The following is a 23,835-nucleotide window of genomic DNA, read 5'->3' as shown; positions in this document are numbered from 1 at the left end:
GTTTTATTTTGGGTTAGGACGTTGGTTTGGTTCAGCATCCTGTGGTGAATCGACTTTATGCTTGTAATCATAAGCCTTTGATGTCGTCCACAGTGATAAAAAGACAACGATTGAGATAATGATAAAGCTGATAATCCCAAGTAACAGCATCTAACTCCCTCCTTATTTCCATATTAACATATATTTCATGCGGTCAAAATAGAAGAAAATGATGGCAGGTTTCAGTATAATAAAAAAAGGGTAATCCCATACTAAACGCAACTACATAAGGAGGAATCAACATGTCTGAAAAATTATTAAACGTCGTCAATAAACAAGTAGCAGATTGGACTGTGCTTTACGTAAAATTACATAACTATCACTGGTATGTAAAGGGAAAAGATTTCTTTACACTCCATGAAAAATTCGAGGAATTATATACAGAAACAGCCACTTATATCGATGATTTGGCTGAGCGTATGCTCGCATTAAATGGACAACCTGTTGCGACAATGAAAGAGTGCTTAGAAATTTCTAGCATTCAAGAAGCGGAAGGCAATGAATCAGCCGAGCAAATGGTGAAAAATCTGTATGATGATTTCTCTAATATTGCAGAAGAACTTAAGCGAGGCATGGAGCTGGCTGCAGAAGTTGGCGATGAAACAACAGGTGATATGCTGCTTGCGATTCATCAATCCATTGAAAAACACAACTGGATGCTCAAAGCATACTTAGGATAAGCGAATGTGAAAGGAATGTCGATCATTAAACAGATCGGCATTCTTTTTTTGTGGATTTGTGACAGACAGCCCATTGAATTGATGGGGCTTTCAGCCGAAGAGAAAAGGGAAGGGAGGGGAGAAGATGTCCTCAATTGCAGGAATGATGAGCCAGCAAGTGGCGAGTATTCAAAAAACACTTAATATCAGTTTATTGAATTCACAGCTTGCCACGAACACAGCCCAAGCTATGGTGATGCTCGATCAAGTGCAGCAGCAGCCTCAAGCTGTTCAGCCCAAAGATTCAGATGCTACGTTTATTGATGTCAGAGTTTAACCAAGAAAGCCGCCGTCACAGGCGGCTCTTTTTATGCGCTTCACGAATTTTTTGAACAGCTAACCATGCCTTTATTTTTTGTCGTCCAAGCTATTCATCAAATGCGGCATATACTATTGAGATAAGAAGTTCCACTATGAAAGGATGTTGATGCCAAGTGAGCAAGGATTTAGGCATCTTTTCGTTGTTTACAGTCAGTTTGTCGGCAATGGGCTTTCTGTTTGGTGGAGCAGGATATTTACTCATGATATTAGTGACACTCATGGCTATAGAATTAATTTGTTCAAGCCTAAGAGAATCTGTGACTGGACAACTTACGATGAAGCGTTTTTTGACCAGGCTTGTTCGAAAGGTTGTGACGATTTCTTTAATATCCATGGCACACTTCTTCGATGTCATGCTGAAGACTGGGGGGACAATTAAGGATTTAGCGCTCATCTTTTATATTATTTATGAATCGTACCAGATTGTCTCAACAGCCAGAGCTCTCGGAATTCCTATTCCACAGTTGTTTATTGATGTGTTAGACATGATTAAAAATAAATTGCGCAAAAAGCCGTAATTTCTTCATATCTGGTCATACTAAAGGAAAAAGGATGAATCAGATGGCGAGACACACATACTATGTATCCGTTCAAGACGGATCAATCTCACAGCACAGAGACGCGGCTGCTTGGCAATTTCAGATAGAAGCAGATGATGACCAAATCTTGCAGTTAAGAGAGTATTTTGATGAACAGTATATGACAGATTGGAAAGGTTTCTTTCGGGCGCATGTTCCATTTCTTGAATATCATTATGATAGTCCAAACGACGAAATGGACAGGAAAAGAAAAGAGATTTACTCGATGATTCATGATCTCGGTAACGAAGAGACAAAGAACTTTATTGAGACCAATGGACTGATGAATTGAAAAAGCATGTAGACAAACCCTCGCATCCTTTGTCAGGTGCTCATGAATGTCAAATTCGCTCTGCGCCAGTACTCGTCCTTCCTAGACTGCAAAGGTTTTCTATCACGCTGAAAAGAAGACAAAAGGCTAAAAGAAAGTTCATTTTAGCCTTTTGTCAACGATCTGAAAGTATGTAGAGACATTCTACATGCTTTTATTTTCGAGGCTGTAAGATACCCCCGATTAGATCACTGATTCCGCCTCTATTTTCCTGCTGTGAGTTGGTGATTTCGTGTGAGGTACTCTGACTCTGGGGTTTGTACCGGTTATCATCTATCCCGACCCGCATTCCAGATGTTCGTTCGGATGGCTGGATAATCACAATTTGGTCCTGTTCATGAAATTCAAACAAGTAGGATTCGCCCGATGTTTGTCCAATGAACGTTTTCCAGTTCACATCTAATTTGACTTTCGGTGCTTTGCCCGTCCAAGCGACAATAGCGTCAGGATCTACACGGCAAGGTGCTTTTAAAATCAGCGGGTTTCCATTTGTTTTGATGGCAACCTGCGCCCCGTGACCTTGATACGAGAGCTTTGAAGTAAATAGCCCTTTCTGTGATAAGATCCCAACGCCTACTGGTGTCACGCCATAGTGACATTCTTCAGTAAAGGCAAGTAAATCTTCACTTTCCACGCTAACATGTTGCCAAGGACCGTTCGGCTCAAGATTGATGACGGTCACATGCTCGCTAGAATCAGCCAAGTAGCAAGTGCCTTGTCCACTCACTTCCATCATCTCAAGGTTTTCACCTGTTAATTTTCTGCTAATATGATTAAATACTTGGCTGACCACATTTCCTTTATTCGTCCCAAGTAATCGTTTACGGTATTGAAATGTACCTTGATCGGCAATCATAGCGCCTTTTTTAGCAAAAAAGATCCCGTTGCCTTCTGCTTGTAAGGTCAGTTCTTCGATCGTGTTGAAATGAAATCCCATTTGTGCCAGCTCCTTTTCTTTGTCAAGATGTGAATCCGTAGATGCGGCATAGGTCGTTTAAATCAAGGGTCGTACCTTGTCCGGTTGCGGTGATTTTCCATTCGTTCTCAACTCTCGTTAGTTCAGCACAAATGATGGATGTACAAAATGAATAATCCTCTGTTAATTGAAAGGTACAAATCTCCTGTTGTGTGATTTGATCTGAAAGGCGCAAGTAGGCATTGGTCACCTGTCCAAAATGATGTGCCCGCTCGTGTGCATCATGTATCGTGGCTGTTACGACGATTTTCTGAATATCGGGTGAGACTCTGCTCAGTTGCATAATAATGATCTCATTGTCCCGATGGCCTCCGCCGACCTGATGATCACCTAGATGGCGAACAGCTCCATCTAAGCTTTGCTGCTGATGATAATAGATCAGGTGTTTTGGAGACAGAAGCTTGTCCTCTTCATTTAAGAGAAACACTTGCGTATCTAAATCAATTGGCTGACCACATAAGTCCCAGCCAAGTCCGATATGAATTTGATCTACATTTGGATTGTCTTTTGTTAAATCTAACTTTTGTCCTTTCATGAGGTGTTTCTTCACTGTCTCAAGAGAAGCGTCTTCTTTCTCATGTTGCCTCATTGGCCATGCTTTGTTATTTTCTTGTTTTGATCCATTTGTGATGCTCATGCTGGTTTCCTCCTCGTCTGTGTAGGACAAACACTTATTAATTTACGTCATCATGGGCAAAAGGTTTCATGATTAAAATGGGATGAGGATGGAGATGATAAAAAGGTTTTAGCAAGAATACTTATTTTACATACAGACGAGATAGAAGTACTCGTTTGTTTCACTTTTCATAAAAATTCTTCAGAGAAATGTGATCTGTGGTATGATGTTTTACAAGAAGCAAGGACAGGATATGAGGGATTTCACATGCATGTATTTAAAGACTATTATCATAATACGGTCAAGCTCTCTTTTGAAGAGCAGCCTTTTTCAAGTCATCCTAAGCATGTTTGGGCTATTTGCCGCTATCAAGGAAAATGGCTACTTACTGAACATGAGGATCGAGGCTACGAGTTTCCAGGAGGGAAAGTAGAGCCAAATGAAGAAGCAGATCAAGCCGCTATACGAGAGATTCACGAAGAGACGGGTGCTGTTGTTCGTGAATTAACGTATATTGGTCAATATCAGGTGCTTGGCAGAGAGAAAATCATTGTCAAAAATATTTATTTCGCTGATATTGAAAGGCTCGTCAAGCAGGACACGTATTTTGAAACGAAAGGACCCGTTCTTTTCGCAGACTTACCAAGATCCATCGCAAAAAATAAAAATTTCAGTTTTATTATGAAAGATGATGTCTTGAGACAAAGTCTTGCTTATCTAGAAAAGAACGGTTTGATTCGTTAAAAAAAGCGTAGGGACATGACCCTGCGCTTTTTATTTTTGCAGAAAACGGCGTTCCAGCCATTCAACAAGCTGATACATGATGGTGGCGAAGACGGCGATAATGAAAAGACTTAAGAACACGAGTGTAAAGTTGAAGACTTGAAAGCCATAGATGATCATATAGCCGAGTCCTTTTGAGGAAACAAGGAATTCTCCCACAATGACCCCAACCCAAGAAAGACCAACATTGACCTTAATGGCAGAGATCATCGTTGGAATACTTGCTGGCAAAATGACCTCACGGAAGACCGTTCTTTTTTTTGCGCCAAAGGTTTTCATGACTTTTAAATAATTCTCATCGACTTCTTGAAAGGCTGTATAAATGACGATGGTGGTAATGATCACACTGATAATGGCACCCATCGCGACAATGCTGATCATGCCTGGTCCAAGGGCAACAATTAAAATGGGGGCGAGAGCGACTTTCGGCATCGCATTTAAAATAACCAAATAAGGATCAAGTACATTTGCAAGACGGGTGGACCACCATAAGGCGGCGGCTAATAAAATGCCGCAAAAAGTACCAAGTAGAAAGCCGAGCACTGTTTCAAATAGTGTAATGCTCATATGATTGATTAATGAACCATCTGATAATTTTTGTACAAACAATTGGCAGACGGCAGATGGTGAACTGAAAATGAGCGGGTCAATCAGTCTGAAATGGCTCGCAAGCTCCCAAAGCGAAAAGAAACTGGCGAAAATGATCAACTGGTAGACTCGCGTCATGCGTTTTTCCATTCGAACTTTTTTTCGATAGGCTTCATGTAAAAGGTCACTGTGTTTCAACTGTCTTCAGCTCCTTCCAAATCGTTTGAAAGAGCTCTTGGAAACTTGCTGTCTGTCTCGCTTCAAAAGGAGAGAGCGTCCTCAGATCATCTGGAACGGTAAACATTCGCTGGATAGAGCCTGGATGCTTTGAGAATAAGAAAATGCGATCACTCATCGCAATGGCTTCGCCGATGTCATGTGTGACAAGAACAGCCGTTTTTTGGTAGTTTTTTAATGTGTGAAAGACGAGGTCTTCTAATGTCAGTTTCGTCTGGTAATCTAGTGCTGAAAATGGCTCATCTAGCAGAAGCAGTCCGGGATCAACTGCAAGCGTTCGGGCGAGAGCCGCACGCTGCCTCATCCCGCCTGACAGCTCCTTCGGGTATTTATCTTCGACATCATTGAGTCCAAGCTTTGGCAGTAAGCTAAGGGCAGCTGAGGTGGCTTCATGTGAATCTTGTTTTGCAATTTTTAATCCGAGAATGACATTTTCCTTGATCGTTTTCCATGGGAACAAATAATCTTGCTGGAGCATATAACCGATTTGATGCTCCTGTTGATTCGGTTCTTTTCCTTCGATTAAAATTCGACCTTCAGAGGGTGGCGTAATGCCTGCGATGATGGACAGCAAGGTTGTTTTCCCGCAGCCGCTGGGACCAATAAATGAGATGAATTCACCTTGAGTGATCTCCATATTGATGTGCTTGATGGCCGTGGTTTTTTCTTTTAAAGAGAAGTACGTGTGGGTCACATGGTTAATTTGAAGGAAAGACATGTGCTACCTCCTGTTCTATTTGTGATCTGTGACCTTCTTGGCAATGGATGAATCGACAAGTTGTTTGTACGGGATAAATTCCGGCAGTTCACCACTTGCTTTCATGATTTCCTGTAATTTGTTCCATTCCTCTTCATTTAGAAGGGGATCTGTTGCATAGGAGTTCTGCTGTTTGTAGCGTTTGATAGCTGTTGATAAGACATCAAGGTCTGTATCAGGAAATTGAGATTGGATTGTCTTGGCAATCTCCTCTGGGCTCTTTGCTTTGACCCATTTTTGCGCTTTGTAAATGGCACGAGTAAAGGCTTCAGCTGTCTCTTTGTTTTCCTCTAAGTAACTCTTCTTTGCCATAAAGGTGGTATAAGGCACCTTGCCGGAAGCCTCACCAAAGGAGGCGGTAATGTACCCTTTGCCTTCTTTTTCAATTAAGGAAGCTGTCGGTTCGAATAACTGCACAAAATCGCCAGTTCCAGAGGAAAAAGCACCTGAAATGTTGGCAAAATCAATATTTTGAATCATGCGAAGATCCTGTTTCAAATCAATGCCTTCTTTTTTCAGGACATATTCACCGACCATTTGCGGCATGCCGCCTTTCCGTTGTCCGAGAAAGTCCTTTCCTTTCAATTGATCCCAAGAGAATTGATTGATTTTTTCCCTTGAAACAAGAAATGTACCGTCTGTTTGTGTCAGCTGTGCAAAGTTCATGACAGAGTCTTTCGTGTCTTGTGCTTCCACATAAATAGAAGATTCAGATCCGGTCAGAGCGATATCAGCGCCGCCGGATAAGAGAGCTGTCATTGTTTTATCGCCGCCCCAAGTGGTTTTTAATTCAACCTCTAAGCCTTCATCTTTGAAAAATCCTTCGGATAGGGCGACATAAAGCGGTGCATAAAAGACCGAATGGGTCACCTCGGCTACTTGTACGGTCTGCTCTTGGTCTTTTTTACAGGCGACAAATGGAATAAAGAGCAGGACAACGAATATGAATGCCAGTCTGACTTTAATGGAACGATTCAAGAGTAATTCGCCTCCTTTGTTCTAGATCACTAATTAAAGTATGTCAAAAGGGATTTTTGGTGAGTGCCTAGATGAAATAAGAAGCGCATTGTTTATTTATAGAACGTGTCTTTTTTTCTATACTAGAAGCATGAATGCTTTCTTGAATTTGGTAGAAATAAAGGAGCGGTTTCGTGTATAGATTGAGTTGGGTATTTGTTGGTTGGTATGTAGTGGGTCTTATTTTAATGGTCTTTTTTGAAGTGCCGGCATGGCTTCAGTTTGCGAATGGTATCTTTCTTGTGCTTTACGCCTGCTGCGTCATTGAGATTGGCCGAAATATTTACGGGGCATGGAGCTTTGTGATCGTAAGAGCAGCCATTGTGGGTGTGTTGACGTTTACGGTTGAATGGGTGGGGATCACAACTGATTTTCCATTTGGGGCCTATGATTATTATCCGACGCTTGGATTTCTTGTGGCGGGAGTACCTTTGACGATCGCTTTTGCATGGGTTGGTGTGTTTTTAAATAGTCTTTTTTTATCAAGACAACAATCGAAGTGGAAACGAGCCGTCGAAACGGGTATATGGATTGTGCTGCTTGATCTCATATTAGATCCGGTAGCAGCTGAACGAAAGTTTTGGGTGTGGTATGACGGCGGAGGTTTCTTTGGTATCCCTTTTGAGAATTTTGTCAGCTGGGGTATCATTGGAGCAGGACTTTCATTTCTGTTCCCGCTCGTCTCCATTGATCAGCAGGCATTGCGCTGGAATGGGCGTATTTATCAGGCCATGGTGTTCTTCTTTGGTCTTTTAGCATTAAAGGGCGGGCTGGATGTCATTTTTTATTTAGCACTGATCATTGTCATCTTGTGTGAAGGAAGGGTTCGATTTGAAAGAAAGCGACAAAAACCGATCGTTTAGACGACTCTTTTATTTTTATCTTGAACGATATTTACTGAACAAACATTTTCGCTGTGTCATGATGAAAGGTACGGTTGATCCAAAGGAGAAACATCCTGTTCTTTATCTTGCCAATCACAGTTCATGGTGGGATGGACTGATCATTTTTCTTTTAATAGAACAAATGTCTGAGCTGGATCATGCCATGATGATGGAAGAGAAGCAGTTGAAGCAATATGCTTTTTTTCAAAAAATTGGTGCATTTCCAGTTCATAAAGAGAAGCTGAAAAGTGTCAAGCAGGCATTAATGACTGCAAAGGAGAAGATGGAGGCTGGCGGGGCTGTGTGGCTCTTCCCGCAGGGGAAAATTATGCACCAAGACACACGGCCGCTTGAACTGGAAGGCGGAGCTTCTTTTTTAGTCAGGCAATTTGAGCAGGTCGTCATCAAACCTGTGACGCTGCATTATACATTTAATCAATTTCAAAAACCGACGGTATCGGTTGAGTTTGGAGAAGATGTCCTAGTAGCTGGCGAATCACTTCGCAGTAAGGAAGTAACAAGTTTACTCGGAGACCTGCTTGAAACACAGTTAAACACACATCAAGCACAGGTTATTGCTGATCCAGATTTTTCAACAAACGAACAATTTAGGCAGGTGACAAGGACAAGCCGGTCAACTAGTGATGCGTTTGATTCCTTTAAAAAGTGGGTGAAAACATGGCGGTCTTCTTAATTGTCATCAGCGTTTTGCTGATCTGCCAATTGATGTTTACGATTTGGAATATGAAGCAATTTCCTGTACTCAAGCCGGCATCTCTTTCACCTGATGAACCCATTTCATTATCGATCCTCATTCCAGCGAGAAATGAAGAAAAACGGCTGGAAGCCTGCCTTCAGTCGATTGTTGATCAGCGTCTCCATCCGAAAGAGTTGATCGTGCTGGATGATCACTCGACAGATCAGACGAGAATGATTGCAGAGGGCTTCGCAGAGACATATCCATGGATTCGCGTGCAGTCAGGTCAAGTACTGAAACGAGGATGGCTTGGAAAATCATATGCTTGTTCCCAGCTTGCTGAGGCAGCATCGTCTGATTGGCTGTTATTTTTAGATGCAGATGTCCGCTTAAAACAAGGAGCTATTGAAGCGGTGTACAAGCAGTTATGCATACAAAAAACGGGCATGCTTTCAGGTTTCCCAGAGCAAAAAACGGGAACGCCTTTTGAGCATCTTGTCGTTCCTATGATGATGTTTACGATTGGCTGCCATCTGCCAGTGAAGTGGGTCAAAACATCTCAACATCCTGCTTTTGCCGCAGCACATGGCGGCTTTATTGCCATTGAAAAGAACTGTTATCACGAAATAGGTGGTCATGAAGCGATCAAGGATTCGCTCGTGGATGATATGGCTTTGGCTAAACGAGTGAAAGCGAAGGGCTTTCCGTTCACACTGGCAAGTATTCATTCTTTTGTCTACATGAGAATGTATGAGAGTGGACAGGAAGTATGGGAAGGATATCGGAAAAATTTGTTCCCGGGAGTGAATCGAAGCATTGCTTTGTTAAGCAGTGTCTTTTGTTTATACTCCGTCCTTTATGTAGTTCCTGTTATTTGCTTTATGATCGCACTGATTCATTTTGATGTGGTCAATCTCTGTTTAGCCCTTCTTTGCTACGGGCTTGGTGTATCCATTAAAGCGGTCATTGATATCGAAAATGGAAGAACGTCTACGATGGCCTTTTTATTGCCTGTCAGTATCATGAGCCTGATGGCCATTGGTTTTGCTTCTATGAAAATTGGGCTGAAAAAAGAAGGCTATGAATGGAAAGGAAGAAGGTACGAATGAAAAAAGTGATCATTATTGGCGGCGGACTTGGCGGGTTATCGGCTGCGATTCGCTTACAGTCAGGCGGTTTCCAGGTCACCATTTTAGAAAAAGAAGCTTCTTTAGGCGGGAAATTACAACGCCATCAAGCGTCTGGCTACTCTTTTGATTTAGGACCGAGTACCATTACAATGAAGGCGTATTTTGAGGAAGTATTTACCTCCTGTCATAGACGAATGGAGGATTATGTGACGTTTTATCCGATTTTCCCGCTTACTAAAAACGTTTTTTCAGATGGACATACGGTCGAGTTTACGCCAGATATTGAGCAAATGGAATCACAAATTGCAGTTTTTAGTCCAGAGGATGCAAAGCGATACCGGGCATTTTTACAGGAATCGAAGAAGCTTTTTCAAATGGCAGAGGATCAGTTTTTAAATCGTTTATTATTGACCTGGAAGGATAAAGCGGATATCAAGTTAATGAAAGCCCTTCTTGCTGTCAAACCTTTTACATCCGTTCAGCGCTTGCTACGTCAATATTTTCGTCATCCTCATACATTGGCGATGTTTGGCCGGTATGCGACTTACATTGGCTCTTCTCCATACGAGGCACCTGCTATTTTTAATATGATGGCTTATTTAGAAGGAGAAAAAGGCATTTATGGTATTAAGGGCGGTACGTATCGTTTAGTTGAGGCATTTGAGACACTGGCAAAGGAATTGGGTGTCCAAATTCATCTCAATGAACGAGTCAAAAAGATTCATGTGAAGAATAAGCGAATCCAAGGAGTTGAAACGGATCAGCAGTTATATGAAGCAGATCAAGTCATTGCGGGGGCAGATGCACTGACTGTTTATCGCCAATTAATTGATGAAGAAGACCGCCCGAGCTTTGGAAATCAAAAACTGGCAAACATTGAGCCATCGTTATCAGGTTTTGTTCTTTTGTTGGGCGTCCCTAAAGTCTATGAACAATTGTCTCATCACAACGTGTTTTTTCCAGAGAATTATGAACAAGAATTCAAGGATATTTTTCAGAAAAAACAGCTTCCTCATGATCCGACGCTTTACATCTGTTATTCAGGTCATTCAGAGCCAGCTTTAAACGGAGGGCCAGGAAGAAGTAACTTGTTTGTATTGGCCAATGCGCCATATGTGACAAAAGAGCAAAATTGGGACATGCTAAAGGAGACATATGGCCAGCATATGAAAACAAAACTAAAGGAAAAGGGTCTCTTTGATCTTGACCAGCTTGTAGAATATGAAGCGGTACAAACCCCGCTTGATTTGCAGCAAAAAACGGGAGCATATCATGGGGCCATTTATGGCATGTCGTCAAACTCGTTCAAGCAGGCGTTTTTTCGTATCAATAATCAATCAAAGGATATTGAAGGACTTTGGTTTGTTGGCGGCACAAGTCATCCAGGCGGTGGCACTCCGATGGTGACAAAATCAGGACAGCTCGTCGCAGAAACCATCATCAAGCATTTGACGTAACACCGAATGAAAAGGAGAGAATTCAAGTGATTGTGGAAAAGAGAAGATTCCCGTCGCCACATCCGCATATTCACTTATATACAGTGACATATGAGGCCGATGGACTTCGAATGAAGGGGCTGCTCGCTGAACCGGCCGGAGAAGGTCTCTATGACGGTTTTTTATATTTACGCGGCGGCATTAAAAATGTGGGAATGGTTAGACCTGGCCGAATTGTGCAATTTGCTGCGCAAGGGTTTGTCGTCTTTGCGCCCTTCTACCGAGGGAATCAAGGAGGCGAAGGGAACGAGGATTTTGCCGGAGAAGACCGGAAAGATGCATTTGCTGCATTTCAGCTGTTGAAACATCATCAAAAGGTGAAGCAGGAGCGAATTCATATCTTTGGTTTTTCCCGTGGCGGAATTATGGGCATATGGACCGCTGTTGAAATGAAGCATGAGGCCGCTTCCTTTGTGACATGGGGAGGCGTAAGTGATATGAAGCTCACCTATGAAGAACGTGTGGATATGAGAAGAATGATGAAGCGTGTGATAGGAGGTCCTCCGCATAAGGTACCAGAGGCATATGAGGCTAGAACGCCTTTGAATGATGTGCACCAAATTGAAGCACCTGTCTTAATCATTCATGGGGAGCTGGATGAGAATGTATCCATTGAGCATGCGTATTTATTAGAAGATGCACTGCGTCAGCATGGCAAGTCTGTGGAAACATGGTATTTTCACGGATATCATCATTATTTCCCGCCACAGCATAACCGGGAGATTGTCAGACGGCTGACGACATGGATGCACAGCCGAAAAGGCGGAAATGTGGTAAAATAAACGGTAGAAAGAAATATAGAAAGTAGGGGGATTTTCATTATGGGAATGCCTGTTGAATTTAATACAATGATTGTCACAAAAGGAAAAGAGACAAGAATTGAAGAAAATGTGTTTGAGCTCATGAAGGAAGGGTACCGCATTTATCCATTAAATATTCCGCTTGAGGTGCGTAAAACGAAAGACGGAGAAAAAACGGGAACAGCACATGTTGAAAAGCTGGAGCTCACAGACAATATCACGAAGGTAACGTACCGTCTTGTGTCATTGCATTCAACGAACTAAAAAAGCTGAAGGATTCATTCCCTCAGCTTTTTCCTTTTGATTAGACGAGTGGTCCGCCTTTTGCTTCAATATCACTTGCTGCATGGCTGAATTTTTTGAAGTTCTTTTTAAATTCATTTGCAAGGAAGTGTGCTTTTTCTTTGTAAGCCTCTTGATCGTCCCATGTTTTAGCAGGCTGAAGCACTTCATCTGGCACTCCTGGAATATGAAGCGGGATGTGTAATCCGAAGATGTCGTCAGTGATCATTTCAGCGTTATCAAGATCACCTTCGATCGCTGCCTGCACCATTGCTCTTGTATGAGCAAGATTCATTCGTTTGCCCGTACCGTAGCCGCCGCCAGTCCAGCCTGTATTCACAAGGAATACCTTTGCGCCGTGCTCATCAATTTTTTTACCAAGCATTTCAGCATAGACATGAGCAGGAAGTGGCAAGAATGGTGAACCAAAGCAAGTAGAGAACGTTGTTTCTGGTGACGTCACGCCACGCTCAGTTCCCGCTAGTTTACTTGTGTAACCGCTCAAGAAGTGGTACATGGCTTGTTCTTTCGTTAAACGGCTGATTGGAGGTAAAACGCCGAATGCATCAGCTGTTAAAAAGACGATAGCAGATGGGTGACCTGCAATACTTGGTTTCACGATGTTATCAATCATTTCGATTGGGTAAGCCGCACGTGTATTTTCAGTAAAGAATGTGTCATCATAATCTGCTTCACGTGTTTCTTCATCAAGTACTACATTTTCAAGCACTGATCCGAAGCTGATGGCTTTGTAAATTTGTGGTTCTTTTTCTTCACTTAAGTTCACGCATTTTGCATAGCATCCGCCTTCAATATTGAAGACACCTGTGTTAGACCAGCCGTGCTCATCGTCTCCAATCAGCTTGCGGCTTGCACTTGCAGAAAGCGTCGTTTTTCCAGTACCTGAAAGGCCGAAAAATAAAGCAACATCGCCTTCTTGACCAACGTTAGCAGAGCAGTGCATAGATAAAATATCTTGTTCAGGAAGCAGGTAGTTCATAACAGAGAAAATGGATTTTTTCATCTCTCCTGCATATTCTGTTCCACCGATCAGAATCGTACGTTTTTCAAAAGAAACGATAATAAACGTTTCAGAGTTTGTGCCATCTGTTTCAGGATCTGCTTTAAAGTGAGGTGCAGATAAGATGGTGAAAGGTTTTTCGTTTGATGATGGTGTTGATCCATCAGGTCTGATGAATAGCTGCTTTGCAAAGAGATTGTGCCAAGCGAATTCATTTACAACTGTAATGGGCATACGGTATTTTTCGTCAGCACCGGCAAAACCATCAAAGACAAATAGTTCATCACGTTCTTTTAAGTATGACACAACCTTTGTATATAAACGATCAAATGCCTCTTTCGAGATCGGCTGATTGACTTGACCCCAATCAATTTTATGTTCAGAGTTTTCTTCTTTTACGATGAATTTATCTTTAGGCGAACGTCCAGTGTAGGCACCCGTTGTGGCGCGGACAGCACCAGTTGAAGTTAAAACGCCTTCATTACGTGCCAAAATCTTTTCAACAAGTTTCGGAACAGATAAATTTTGGTGCGTATTTTCTAATGAGAGCAATGACTGCAAATCTTCTTTTAAATCCACTGAGTTCATAAAAAAACCCTTCCTTTACCGTTGAATTTGTTTGTTTTGATTAGTATAACACATTGATAATAATAGTCTATACTATTTAAACATTTTTGTGTGTGTTTTTTCATTTCTGCTATGAAAATATGCTTTTTGGTGATGCTAATGATGAGGTGAAAAAAGAGGGGGGATAATTCCTATGAACCATTGACATGACGCAAGGGTTTAAGATAAGATATCTTATTGAACGGATACTCTTATCCCGAGTTGGTGGAGGGACAGGCCCGATGAAGCCCAGCAACCGGTTTCTTATGAAAAAGGCATGAACATGCTGAGAAACCAAGGTGCTAACCTGATGCAAGGTACAAGAACACCTTGAGCGATAAGAGTGAAAGGCATGCGATCTCAGACCCTTTCCTCGCAATGAAGGAAATGGTTTTTTTATTTTTGGGATATCATATGAACAAATTGCCAATAACATCTCTAATATAAACATGTTGAAATATAAGAGGGAACGAGTTCCGTATCATATTGGAGGCCTCATCTTGGGATGATGTGGTCTTGTACAGGAGGAAATAGCCATTATGAGTCAAAATCGTCGTTTATTTACTTCAGAATCAGTGACCGAAGGACATCCAGATAAAATCTGTGATCAAATTTCAGACAGCATTTTGGATGAAATTTTAAAGAAAGATCCAAATGCACGTGTTGCCTGTGAAACTTCTGTAACAACCGGTCTCGTATTAGTAAGCGGTGAGATTACAACGTCTACTTATGTTGACATTCCAAAGACGGTGCGTGACACGATTAAGGAAATTGGCTACACACGTGCGAAATATGGTTTTGATGCGGAAACATGTGCGGTTCTTACATCAATTGATGAACAGTCTGCTGATATTGCGCAAGGTGTAGACAAAGCGCTTGAAGCACGTGAAGGAACAATGACTGAAGAAGAAATTGATGCGATCGGTGCAGGTGACCAAGGTCTGATGTTTGGTTTTGCAAATAACGAAACTGAAGAGCTTATGCCACTGCCGATTTCTCTTGCACATAAATTATCTCGCCGTTTAACAGAAGTACGCAAGAATGAAACACTTGCATACCTTCGTCCAGACGGAAAAACTCAAGTAACAGTTGAATATGATGAACAAAACAAACCAGTTCGTATTGATACGGTGGTTATTTCTACACAGCATGCACCAGAAGTGACGCTTGAACAAATTCAAAGCGACTTAAAAGAGCATGTCATCCGCCCTGTCGTTCCAAGTGAACTGATCGATGAAGAAACAAAATACTTCATCAACCCAACAGGCCGCTTTGTTATCGGTGGACCTCAAGGGGATGCTGGTTTAACTGGACGTAAAATCATCGTTGACACTTATGGCGGGTATGCTCGTCACGGTGGCGGTGCTTTCTCTGGTAAGGATGCAACGAAGGTTGACCGTTCTGCAGCATATGCGGCTCGCTATGTAGCGAAAAACATCGTAGCAGCTGGTCTTGCAGATTCATGTGAAGTGCAGCTTGCTTATGCAATTGGTGTTGCACAGCCTGTCTCCATTTCAATTGATACATTTGGAACAGGAAAAGCCTCTGAAGAGAAATTAATTGAAGTGGTACGTGCAAACTTTGATCTTCGTCCAGCTGGCATTATTAAAATGCTTGACTTACGTCGTCCGATCTATAAACAAACCGCTGCATACGGACATTTTGGCCGTCATGACTTGGATCTTCCATGGGAAAAAACGGATAAAGCCGACACGCTTCGCAAGGAAGCATTAGGAGAATAACAACATACAAAACCGCTTATTTTAAGCGGTTTTCCTTTTGATTAAAAAAAATTCTACAAAAAGCGTAAAAATGTGAAACAAAATTGGACAAAAAACTGTCTAATTATAGGTCTACTTTTAAGAAATAACATAACGTGGAGGCAATAATATGTGTGGGTTTGTTGGTGTATTTAATCACCGTCCATTGTCCGAAACTACTGAGCAGGAAGAGTTAATTAAGCAAATGAATCGTCTCATCGTTCATCGAGGTCCGGATGATGAGGGGTACTTTCATGATGAGCATGTAGGATTTGGATTTAGACGTTTAAGTATTATAGATGTTGAACACGGAAAGCAGCCGCTTTCTTATGAAGATGAAAAATATTGGATTATTTTCAACGGAGAAATTTATAACTATGTGGAGCTGAAAGAAGAGCTTGTGAAAAAAGGCTATACGTTCAGCACAGATTCTGATACGGAAGTCCTTCTTGCCACATATCGCCACTATAAAGAAGAAGCGGCATCGAAGCTTCGCGGGATGTTTGCATTTTTAATTTGGGATAAAGAAGCGCAGTTATTATATGGCGCAAGAGATCCTTTCGGCATTAAACCGCTCTATTTTACACAAATGGATGACCAAGTGTACTTTGCTTCTGAACGCAAAAGCTTAATGGCTGTGAATGAGAACATTTTATTTGATGAGACTGCTTTGCAGCAGTACATGTCTTTTCAGTTCGTTCCTGAGCCAAATACACTTGATCAAAAAGTGCACAAAGTCGAGCCAGGTCATCAGTTTACACTGCGTCCAGGCCAAGACATTGCATTTAAGACTTACTGGAAAGTTCAATTCAAACCTGAGCAAACACAAGAGCAGAAATTAGTAGAAGAAGTACGTGATGCTATCTATGATTCTGTAAAAGTCCACATGAGAAGTGATGTGCCTGTTGGTTCATTCCTATCAGGCGGGATCGATTCTTCTTTCATCGTGTCGGTCGCAAAGGAATTTCACCCTGAACTGAAGACATTCTCTGTTGGTTTCCAGCAGGATGGATTCAGTGAGGTGGATGTAGCAAAAGAAACAGCTGATAAGCTGGGATTGCAAAACTTTAGTGCTGTGATTTCTCCTGAGGAATATATGAATGAGCTTCCAAAGATCGTCTGGCATTTAGATGATCCTTTGGCTGATCCAGCGGCGATTCCATTGTATTTCGTGGCAAAAGAAGCGAAAAAACAAGTCACAGTTGTTCTTTCAGGTGAGGGAGCAGACGAGCTGTTCGGTGGATATAATATTTACCGTGAGCCGCTATCTCTAAAGCCTTTTGAATCTGTACCATCCATGCTGAAAAAGCTTCTTCTTCGTCTGGCTCGTTTAATGCCAGAAGGAATGAAAGGGAAAAGCTTTATCGTTCGCGGCTGTACGCCATTAGAGGAACGTTATATCGGCAATGCGAAAATCTTTGAAGAGCCAGTGAAGAAAAACCTCTTAAAGCAGTATGATCCGAACATCACGTATCGTGACGTGACGAGAACATACTTCGAGGAAAGTGCAGGCTACAGTGATATTAACAAAATGCAATATGTTGATATCCATACGTGGATGCGCGGGGATATCCTGCTGAAAGCAGATAAGATGACAATGGCGAATTCTCTTGAGCTTCGTGTTCCATTCCTTGATAAGGTCGTATTTGAAGCAGCTTCTAAAATTCCAGAAGAGTTGAAAACGAAAGACGGTACAACGAAATATTTATTGCGTAAAGCAGCAGAAGGCATTGTACCAGACCATGTGTTAAACCGTAAAAAACTAGGTTTCCCTGTGCCAATTCGTCATTGGCTGAAAAATGAGATGAACGCTTGGGCGAAAGATATCATTAAAAACAGTCAGACAGATGAATACATTAACAAGGCATATGTTCTTGATTTATTAAATGATCATTGTGCTGGAAAAGCAGATCATAGTCGTAAGATTTGGACTGTCCTGATCTTTATGATCTGGCATAGCATCTATGTAGAGCGCAGCATTGATCCAGAGCAGTTGAATCACCAGCCGAAAGAAGTTATTTTTAGCTAATGAAAAAGGTTTTCAGCTTTGTGCTGAAAACCTTTTTTGTCATGATAGAAAGTGGTGGAAAAGGGTAAAATAACAAGCGGTACACAGTTATTGCTTAATATCCTGAAAAAAACATGATAAAGTGAAGATACATGTATGATGTTAACGCGATAAAAGGGAACGATAGTATTGTCCTTTTTCTACATATTCTCTGCGGATACGATCCATGTCTTGGATATCTTCATCTGTTAACTGGCGAACGACTTTGGCTGGACGGCCAAAAGCGAGTGAACCTTTTGGGATGACTTTTCCTTGCGGGACAAGGCTACCTGCACCAATAAAGGCTCCTTCGCCAATTTCCGCACCATCGAGAATGATGGAACCCATGCCAATGAGGGCATTTTTTCGAATGATAGAGCTATGTAATGTGACTTGGTGTCCAATGGTAGCACCATCTTCAATAAGAAGTGTTTTTCCAGGACTTTGATGCAGACAGGATAAGTCTTGAATGTTGACGTTTTTTCCAATTCTTACAGGAGCTACATCGCCTCTAATGACCGTTTGGAACCAAACGCTTGAATATTCTCCAATTGTGACATCACCTGTAATGGTGGCGTTTTCTGCAACAAAGACCGATTCATGAATCTCAGGTGTAAACTGATGATATGGATAAATCACTTTTTCGACTTCCTTTCTTAATACAACATTTGTGAGGTGTTTACTTTGTGGACTTGGCATGCTGAAAGACCGGTTGGTACAATTGTCATTGTACATGGTGCTAGTGAATATCATGGCCGATATAAATGGCTGATCGAAATGTGGCGAAATGCAGGCTATCACGTCGTCATGGGTGACCTGCCTGGGCAAGGGACATCGACACGTGCGAGAGGCCACATTCGTTCTTTTCAAGAATACATTGATACAGTCGATGAATGGATTGAACATGCGAAGTCGTTCAGACTTCCGACATTTTTACTTGGACATAGTATGGGGGGACTGATTTCGATTGAATGGTTCAAGCAGTATACCCATACGAAGATTGATGGCCTTATTTTATCATCACCTTGTTTAGGTCTGCAATTTAAACCGAAGAAGCTGATGGATTTTGCGTCAAAAGGGCTAAATGTGCTGGCGCCGTCTTTTAAAGTCGAATCTGGGCTGTCGATTGAACTTGCCACGCGGAATCAAGATGTGATAGAGGCAGATTCGAATGATTCGCTTTATGTGACGAAGGTGTCGGTTCGCTGGTATCGAGAACTGGTAAAAAATATCGATGCGGCGATGCAGCCTACGAATGTTTTTCGGTCGATTCCACTCCTGCTCATGCAGGCAGGCGATGACAAGATTGTAGATAAAACAAGAGTGATGAAATGGTTCAATGGCATTGAATCAACCAATAAATCATACCGTGAATGGGAAGGGCTTTATCATGAAATTTTTAATGAGCCCGAGCGAGAAGAAGTATTTAAGGCGGCAAGAGCCTTTACTGATCAATATATTTGATTGTGAGCTTAAGTTGGGGGTGGATTGATTTGTCAGTACCAGAACGTCCTTTTGCACTGATGACGAAGGTGTATAAAGATATTTTTCCGCTAGTTCATCAGGAGCTAAAAAAGTGGCGGGCTCATGCAGAAATGATTGAAAACGAAGAACTGAGAACGCAGGCACTAGCGAGCATATCCAGTAAAACCTTTCACTGTGAAGGCGGGGGAATTTTATCTCTGCTTGCAGGTGAAGCGAAAGAAACGTGTATTGAATTCATTGTGGCGTACCAAACGATTAGCGATTACTTAGATAATTTGTGTGACCGCAGTACATCACTTGATCCAAAGGATTTTCATATGCTGCATCAGGCAATGAGAGATGCACTCGATATTCATGCGGAGCTTAAGCCGTATTATCAATTCCGTGATGATCAAGAGGATCATGGGTACCTGCATGCGCTAGTCAGGACGTGCCAAGATGTGCTGTCACGTCTAGCGCATTATCCGATCATTCAGCCCTATTTACATACGCTGTGTGATTATTATAGTGATTTACAAGTACATAAGCATGTGGTTCCTCATGAGCGTGAACCCCGATTAGAGTCATGGTTCCGCCAGTATGAAAAGGATTTACCGAAGATGGAGTGGTATGAGTTTTCCGCATGTGCAGGATCAACGTTGGGTATTTTCTGTCTTGTGGCTTATGCACTGCAGCCTGATTTTACAGAGAAGCAGGCGAAGCAAATTTACGAAAGTTATTTCCCTTATATTCAAGGTCTGCACATCTTACTGGACTATTTAATCGACCAAGAAGAGGACAGGCTGGAAGGCGATTTGAATTTTTGCTCGTACTACAACTCTCATCATGAGATGATGGATAGACTACAGCATTTTATTGAAAAAGCGGATGAACAGCTGAAAGGCATTCCACACGAGAATTTTCACAAACTAATCAATAGAGGGTTACTTGCGGTCTATTTGTCTGATGAAAAAGTGACAGCCCAAAAAGAGATGAACAAGCTGGCAAAACGGTTGATCAAATCAAGCGGGAAAACATCGTTCTTTTTCTATATCAATGGCAGAGCCTATCGAACCTATCAGAAAATGCCTTGGATGAAATCTTCTTAACGTATAAAATAAGCCCATCGGCTTGTAGAAAATGTTTTTCTACAAGCTTTTTTGTATTGAACTGTTTCGCTTGTATCCTCTTTTTTCATTACAATCCTCTTATTTGCTGCCGATATTATTCTTAGTGTACGAAAAATAGGAGAAAAGTATGGATCGAATGAATCGTATCTACTCCTTATGACGTATATTTGTTGGAAAACTTAAAAAAGGGGAAGGTCGAATATGTCATTTTTTAAAAAGTTTGCAGCAAGTGTAGGAATCGGTGCAGCAAAAGTGGATACAATTTTGGAGAAAGATGCGTATGAACCGGGAGAAGAAGTAAAGGGAACAGTCCATGTGAAGGGCGGAAAAGTGCCTCAAGATATTCGCTATATTGATTTAAAGTTGAAAACATGGTACACCATTGTAAAAGATGATGAAGAGCAACGAAAACACACAATCATCCATTCTGTCCGAGTGACTGAATCATTCACGATTCAGCCTGCGGAAGCCCAGCAGTTTACATTCTCATTTCACCTTCCTCTTGATACACCAATGACTGTAGGTAAAGTAGAGGTGGCTGTTGTGACAGACCTTGATATTCAAGGTGGTATTGATAAATTTGATCATGACCGCATTTTTGTAAACGCACACCCTTGGGTGAATCGTGTGCTTGAAGCTGTTGGAAACTTAGGCTTTCACCTTCATGAAGCAGACTGCGAAGAAGCACCTTATTTTAGGCGCCGCCTTCCCTTTGTTCAAGAATTTGAGTTCATACCGACTTCCGACTATTATCGTCAAATGCTTGATGAGTTAGAGGTGATTTTCTTCATTGATGAAGAGGGGTTAGATATCATTTTTGAAGTCGACCGTAGAGCAAGAGGGCTGCGTGGCTGGCTGGAAGAAATGTATAATGACGGAGAACAGCTTGTACGTGTCCGCTTTACTCAATCAGAGCTTGCAGATGTAGAAGAGCTGGAAGTAGTGCTTGAAGAAATCATTGACCAATACGCTTATTAAATAAAAAAAACTCAAATCCATTAAGAGGATTTGAGTTTTTTTTCGATGGCTACCACAAAGGGCGGATCGTTTTGAATATTCATGTATTGATAAGAGATCACCTGTACTTCTTCGTGATGGAGTGTTTTGCAATAATCAAGAAGGATATCCTTCTCTTTTTTTCCTTCGGGATGACCGTGGTAAATCACAAGAACGATCAGACCTCCAGGCTTAAGCCAATCCATGAGCTGGTTGATCGCTTCAATGGTCGTATGGGCCTGAGTCGTGACGGTTTTATCGCCTCCTGGTAAGTACCCAAGATTGAACACTGCACCAGATATGTGACCATAAGCTTCGGCTGGCAGATGCTCAGCAAGTTGTTCATGTCCGTCATGGATCAGGTGAACGTAAGGGTAGTGCTCACCAAGTCTTTTGCTTGTTTGCTCAATGGCTTCCTTCTGTACATCGAATGCGAAAACTTGTCCATCCTTCCCGACAAGGTCAGCTAAATAGCGTGTATCATGGCCATTTCCCATCGTTGCATCAATGACAATATCGCCTTTTTGACATGCACGTTCTAACAGTTCTTTACTAAAAGGGAGCATCCGTTTTAAAATCATTTTGCCGCTTCTTCCAATCTGATGAAGCGTTTGCCCTGGTAGCTGTTACGCCTTTCAAGCTCAGCATTAATGGCATTGAGCACTTCCCATTTATTCACACTCCACATTGGACCTACCATTAATTCAATGGGACCATCGCCTGTAATACGATGAATAATCATTTCTGGGGGCAGGATCTCCAGCTGATCACAGACAAGCTGGACATATTCCTCTTGGCTGAGAAATTCTAGTTTGCCTTTCTCATATTGCTTCACCATCGGTGTTCCTTTTAACAGGTGAAGTAGATGAATTTTAATTCCTTGCACATCTAAATCAGCGACAGCTTTTGCTGTTTCCATCATCATATCTCGGTTTTCAAGAGGAAGACCGTTGATGATATGTGAACAGACTCGAATGCCATGTTTTCGCAGTTTTTCTACACCTTCTACGTAGCATTCATAATCATGGGCACGGTTGATGAGCATCGCTGTCCGCTCATGCACAGTTTGTAGACCAAGTTCAACCCATAGATACGTCCGTTCATTTAACTCAGCTAAATATTCCACGACGTCATCTGGCAGACAATCTGGTCTTGTGGCAATCGATAAACCAACCACTCCATCCAGATTCATAACGGTTTCGTATTTTTCTTTTAAAACAGGAAGCGGCGCATGTGTATTTGTGTAAGCTTGGAAATACGCCATGTATTTTCCATCTTTCCATTTTGTATGCATCCGGTCCTTGATTTCATTAAATTGAGTGATGAGATCATCCGCCCGGTTCCCTGCAAAATCACCAGATCCTGCTGCGCTGCAAAATGTGCAACCTCCATGTGCGACAGTACCATCACGGTTTGGACAATCAAAGCCGCCGTCTAATGCGACTTTAAATACTTTATGACCAAAGTGCTCACGCAAATGATAATTCCATGTGTGATAACGTTTTTCGCTGTTTGAATATAAAAAAGGGTTATGCTGATCCAAGTCAGTAACCTCCTTGCATAATAATAGGCATCCTTAAAGTTTAACAAAAATCACGAAAGAGGACAATTGAATCTGTCCAACATTTTCTTTAGTGAAAAAGCTTTACGTGGGCAAAATAGGCGAGAGAAATGATGAAATGGAGGGATGGCTAGATGGCAACTAGAAAATCAATCGATGAATTTGTCCAAAAAAGCACTGAGACTCTTGAGTTTGCAAGCGAACAGTTTGATTTGAGCTCTCGCCAAGAACATTATAACGAGGAAGAATTTTCAAAAGCGCAGCTCATGCTAGAGGATGCAGTGAATGAATTAGAAAAGTTAAAAGATGTCGCCAATGATCAGCAAAGAGAACGTTTAGACAGAACGCGTGTACAAATTCAAAGTCTGCAAAACCAAATGATTTTAGGTATTTCATACGATAACGAATGATGAACAGATCCTTCTTTTAAGGGTCTGTTTTATTTTTTTTGGCTGTTTTCGCAAAGATTGTTGTTTTTTGGATATATATTTGTCATAGGTTTTTATTCTGTTAAAGTATGTTATATATAGAAATTGCAAATATCTTCAAGGGGGTAGAAGAAATGTGGGAGACTCTTCCTGATTGGTTTTGGGCATTATATTACTTGTTTTTCTTAGCAACATTAGGAACCGCAATATTCAGTGTTGTGAAAAATAAACAAAGGGGATTGTCCATTCTAACCATTGTATTTACTGTTACAATTCCGATTATTAGCCTGATAAATAGCATTGGTAGAGTAGAAGGAATGAATGAATTTGAACACTTATTTAGTCAATTGCGACAGGGGGCAGTTTGGGCTATCTTTACAGTTATAGGCTATATATTTTTATTAGTATGGTGGGTGCTAATTCTGTTCAAAAGCAAGTCCAAAAACAAAGGAATAGTATCTAATTAAAACATTGTAGAGACCTCAATATTCGGGGTCTTTTATTATGCACTTTTTCAGGCGATTATGAAAGTGATGAACGTGTTGAACACCCTAAACCAGAAGCAAACTTG

28 protein-coding genes and 1 riboswitch are annotated in these 23,835 nt (G+C 41.6%); of the genes, 18 read left to right on the top strand and 10 right to left on the bottom strand.

Annotated elements, in window-relative coordinates:
- Window positions 1–3 precede the first annotated feature (3 nt).
- On the bottom strand, window positions 4–150 hold the full coding sequence (gene ytzI, locus KVT11_RS14695; protein WP_017358370.1) for a YtzI protein: 147 nt from the start codon (window positions 148–150) through the stop codon (window positions 4–6).
- A gap of 131 nt (window positions 151–281) precedes the next feature.
- Here ytzI and KVT11_RS14690 point away from each other — a divergent pair, with 131 nt between their 5' ends.
- The 4 genes from KVT11_RS14690 (at window position 282) to KVT11_RS14675 (ending at window position 1,949) form a co-directional block, all read left to right on the top strand.
- Window positions 282–719: a Dps family protein gene (locus KVT11_RS14690; RefSeq protein WP_007501934.1), complete on the top strand. Its 438-nt coding sequence runs from the start codon at window positions 282–284 to the stop codon at window positions 717–719.
- 124 nt (window positions 720–843) lie between these two features.
- Window positions 844–1,035, top strand: a complete 192-nt coding sequence (locus tag KVT11_RS14685; protein ID WP_008342942.1) for a hypothetical protein — start codon at window positions 844–846, stop codon at window positions 1,033–1,035.
- Window positions 1,036–1,192: 157 nt separating this feature from the next.
- On the top strand, window positions 1,193–1,597 hold the full coding sequence (locus KVT11_RS14680; protein WP_008342944.1) for a phage holin family protein: 405 nt from the start codon (window positions 1,193–1,195) through the stop codon (window positions 1,595–1,597).
- Between the two features lie 43 nt (window positions 1,598–1,640).
- Window positions 1,641–1,949, top strand: a complete 309-nt coding sequence (locus tag KVT11_RS14675) for a hypothetical protein (protein ID WP_008342945.1) — start codon at window positions 1,641–1,643, stop codon at window positions 1,947–1,949.
- Window positions 1,950–2,142: 193 nt separating this feature from the next.
- Here KVT11_RS14675 and KVT11_RS14670 read toward each other — a convergent pair whose 3' ends face one another.
- The gene (locus tag KVT11_RS14670; RefSeq protein WP_019743674.1) at window positions 2,143–2,925 is read right to left on the bottom strand and encodes an AIM24 family protein; all 783 of its coding nucleotides are present in this window, start codon (window positions 2,923–2,925) and stop codon (window positions 2,143–2,145) included.
- A 22-nt stretch (window positions 2,926–2,947) separates the two neighbouring features.
- On the bottom strand, window positions 2,948–3,601 hold the full coding sequence (locus tag KVT11_RS14665; protein WP_050827614.1) for a TerD family protein: 654 nt from the start codon (window positions 3,599–3,601) through the stop codon (window positions 2,948–2,950).
- A 246-nt stretch (window positions 3,602–3,847) separates the two neighbouring features.
- Between KVT11_RS14665 and ytkD the strand changes: the two genes are divergently transcribed.
- On the top strand, window positions 3,848–4,324 hold the full coding sequence (gene ytkD / locus KVT11_RS14660) for an RNA deprotection pyrophosphohydrolase (protein WP_039964158.1): 477 nt from the start codon (window positions 3,848–3,850) through the stop codon (window positions 4,322–4,324).
- A 30-nt stretch (window positions 4,325–4,354) separates the two neighbouring features.
- Here the strand turns inward: ytkD and KVT11_RS14655 are convergent, their stop codons facing one another.
- Genes KVT11_RS14655 through KVT11_RS14645 form a run of 3 tightly spaced genes read right to left on the bottom strand, consistent with a single transcriptional unit; the run spans window position 4,355 to window position 6,923 of the window.
- Window positions 4,355–5,101: an ABC transporter permease gene (locus KVT11_RS14655; protein ID WP_370529235.1), complete on the bottom strand. Its 747-nt coding sequence runs from the start codon at window positions 5,099–5,101 to the stop codon at window positions 4,355–4,357.
- A gap of 34 nt (window positions 5,102–5,135) precedes the next feature.
- Complete coding sequence (locus tag KVT11_RS14650; RefSeq protein ID WP_050827612.1) at window positions 5,136–5,906, bottom strand: ABC transporter ATP-binding protein; 771 nt, start codon at window positions 5,904–5,906, stop codon at window positions 5,136–5,138.
- Window positions 5,907–5,921: 15 nt separating this feature from the next.
- Window positions 5,922–6,923, bottom strand: a complete 1,002-nt coding sequence (locus KVT11_RS14645; RefSeq protein WP_024719321.1) for an ABC transporter substrate-binding protein — start codon at window positions 6,921–6,923, stop codon at window positions 5,922–5,924.
- 173 nt (window positions 6,924–7,096) lie between these two features.
- Here KVT11_RS14645 and KVT11_RS14640 point away from each other — a divergent pair, with 173 nt between their 5' ends.
- The 6 genes from KVT11_RS14640 to KVT11_RS14615 are packed head-to-tail and all read left to right on the top strand — an operon-like array spanning window position 7,097 to window position 12,233.
- Window positions 7,097–7,825, top strand: a complete 729-nt coding sequence (locus KVT11_RS14640) for a carotenoid biosynthesis protein (RefSeq protein ID WP_017358367.1) — start codon at window positions 7,097–7,099, stop codon at window positions 7,823–7,825.
- The gene (locus KVT11_RS14635; RefSeq protein ID WP_035702126.1) at window positions 7,794–8,540 is read left to right on the top strand and encodes a lysophospholipid acyltransferase family protein; all 747 of its coding nucleotides are present in this window, start codon (window positions 7,794–7,796) and stop codon (window positions 8,538–8,540) included. Before KVT11_RS14640 ends, KVT11_RS14635 begins: the two co-directional genes overlap by 32 nt.
- Window positions 8,525–9,652: a glycosyltransferase family 2 protein gene (locus tag KVT11_RS14630; RefSeq protein ID WP_050827610.1), complete on the top strand. Its 1,128-nt coding sequence runs from the start codon at window positions 8,525–8,527 to the stop codon at window positions 9,650–9,652. The genes KVT11_RS14635 and KVT11_RS14630 overlap by 16 nt, the downstream gene beginning before the upstream one ends.
- On the top strand, window positions 9,649–11,130 hold the full coding sequence (locus KVT11_RS14625) for a phytoene desaturase family protein (protein WP_217609017.1): 1,482 nt from the start codon (window positions 9,649–9,651) through the stop codon (window positions 11,128–11,130). Before KVT11_RS14630 ends, KVT11_RS14625 begins: the two co-directional genes overlap by 4 nt.
- Before the next feature lie 26 nt (window positions 11,131–11,156).
- Window positions 11,157–11,951: an alpha/beta hydrolase family protein gene (locus tag KVT11_RS14620; protein WP_008342969.1), complete on the top strand. Its 795-nt coding sequence runs from the start codon at window positions 11,157–11,159 to the stop codon at window positions 11,949–11,951.
- Between the two features lie 39 nt (window positions 11,952–11,990).
- The gene (locus tag KVT11_RS14615; RefSeq protein WP_017358362.1) at window positions 11,991–12,233 is read left to right on the top strand and encodes a DUF2584 domain-containing protein; all 243 of its coding nucleotides are present in this window, start codon (window positions 11,991–11,993) and stop codon (window positions 12,231–12,233) included.
- A 40-nt stretch (window positions 12,234–12,273) separates the two neighbouring features.
- On the opposite strand, the gene pckA is transcribed toward KVT11_RS14615, so the two are convergent.
- Window positions 12,274–13,860, bottom strand: coding sequence for a phosphoenolpyruvate carboxykinase (ATP) (pckA, locus tag KVT11_RS14610; protein ID WP_019743681.1), 1,587 nt, complete (start codon window positions 13,858–13,860; stop codon window positions 12,274–12,276).
- A 227-nt stretch (window positions 13,861–14,087) separates the two neighbouring features.
- A riboswitch (SAM riboswitch) is annotated at window positions 14,088–14,222 on the top strand.
- Window positions 14,223–14,417: 195 nt separating this feature from the next.
- On the opposite strand from pckA, the gene metK reads away from it, so the two are divergent.
- Complete coding sequence (gene metK / locus KVT11_RS14605; RefSeq protein ID WP_008342973.1) at window positions 14,418–15,620, top strand: methionine adenosyltransferase; 1,203 nt, start codon at window positions 14,418–14,420, stop codon at window positions 15,618–15,620.
- 148 nt (window positions 15,621–15,768) lie between these two features.
- On the top strand, window positions 15,769–17,667 hold the full coding sequence (gene asnB / locus KVT11_RS14600; protein ID WP_046344278.1) for an asparagine synthase (glutamine-hydrolyzing): 1,899 nt from the start codon (window positions 15,769–15,771) through the stop codon (window positions 17,665–17,667).
- Window positions 17,668–17,808: 141 nt separating this feature from the next.
- Here asnB and KVT11_RS14595 read toward each other — a convergent pair whose 3' ends face one another.
- A complete protein-coding gene (locus KVT11_RS14595; RefSeq protein ID WP_008342977.1) occupies window positions 17,809–18,324 on the bottom strand; it encodes a gamma carbonic anhydrase in 516 nt (171 codons plus the stop codon).
- A 45-nt stretch (window positions 18,325–18,369) separates the two neighbouring features.
- On the opposite strand from KVT11_RS14595, the gene KVT11_RS14590 reads away from it, so the two are divergent.
- From KVT11_RS14590 to KVT11_RS14580, 3 genes are all read left to right on the top strand, one after another.
- Window positions 18,370–19,149, top strand: a complete 780-nt coding sequence (locus KVT11_RS14590) for an alpha/beta hydrolase (protein WP_007501904.1) — start codon at window positions 18,370–18,372, stop codon at window positions 19,147–19,149.
- 29 nt (window positions 19,150–19,178) lie between these two features.
- Entirely contained in the window at window positions 19,179–20,258 is a 1,080-nt protein-coding gene (locus tag KVT11_RS14585) for a tetraprenyl-beta-curcumene synthase family protein (protein WP_017358359.1), read from the top strand.
- 222 nt (window positions 20,259–20,480) lie between these two features.
- Window positions 20,481–21,257, top strand: a complete 777-nt coding sequence (locus KVT11_RS14580) for a sporulation protein (RefSeq protein WP_210552180.1) — start codon at window positions 20,481–20,483, stop codon at window positions 21,255–21,257.
- 20 nt (window positions 21,258–21,277) lie between these two features.
- On the opposite strand, the gene mnmM is transcribed toward KVT11_RS14580, so the two are convergent.
- Window positions 21,278–21,856 carry a tRNA 5-(aminomethyl)-2-thiouridylate-methyltransferase MnmM gene (gene mnmM, locus KVT11_RS14575; protein WP_046344273.1) on the bottom strand — a complete coding sequence of 193 codons (579 nt, stop codon included), beginning with the start codon at window positions 21,854–21,856 and terminating at the stop codon, window positions 21,278–21,280.
- Entirely contained in the window at window positions 21,853–22,818 is a 966-nt protein-coding gene (gene mnmL, locus KVT11_RS14570) for a tRNA modification radical SAM protein MnmL/YtqA (RefSeq protein WP_007501900.1), read from the bottom strand. The genes mnmM and mnmL overlap by 4 nt, the downstream gene beginning before the upstream one ends.
- Before the next feature lie 152 nt (window positions 22,819–22,970).
- On the opposite strand from mnmL, the gene KVT11_RS14565 reads away from it, so the two are divergent.
- A complete protein-coding gene (locus KVT11_RS14565; RefSeq protein WP_008361717.1) occupies window positions 22,971–23,246 on the top strand; it encodes a YtzC family protein in 276 nt (91 codons plus the stop codon).
- 152 nt (window positions 23,247–23,398) lie between these two features.
- A complete protein-coding gene (locus KVT11_RS14560; protein ID WP_052320828.1) occupies window positions 23,399–23,731 on the top strand; it encodes a hypothetical protein in 333 nt (110 codons plus the stop codon).
- Window positions 23,732–23,835: the final 104 nt, after the last annotated feature.

The organism is Bacillus sp. GbtcB10 (assembly GCF_019091365.1).
In the GTDB taxonomy this organism is placed as follows: Bacteria; Bacillota; Bacilli; order Bacillales; family Bacillaceae; genus Bacillus; species Bacillus altitudinis.
This window is presented reverse-complemented; position numbering and strand designations above follow the sequence as displayed.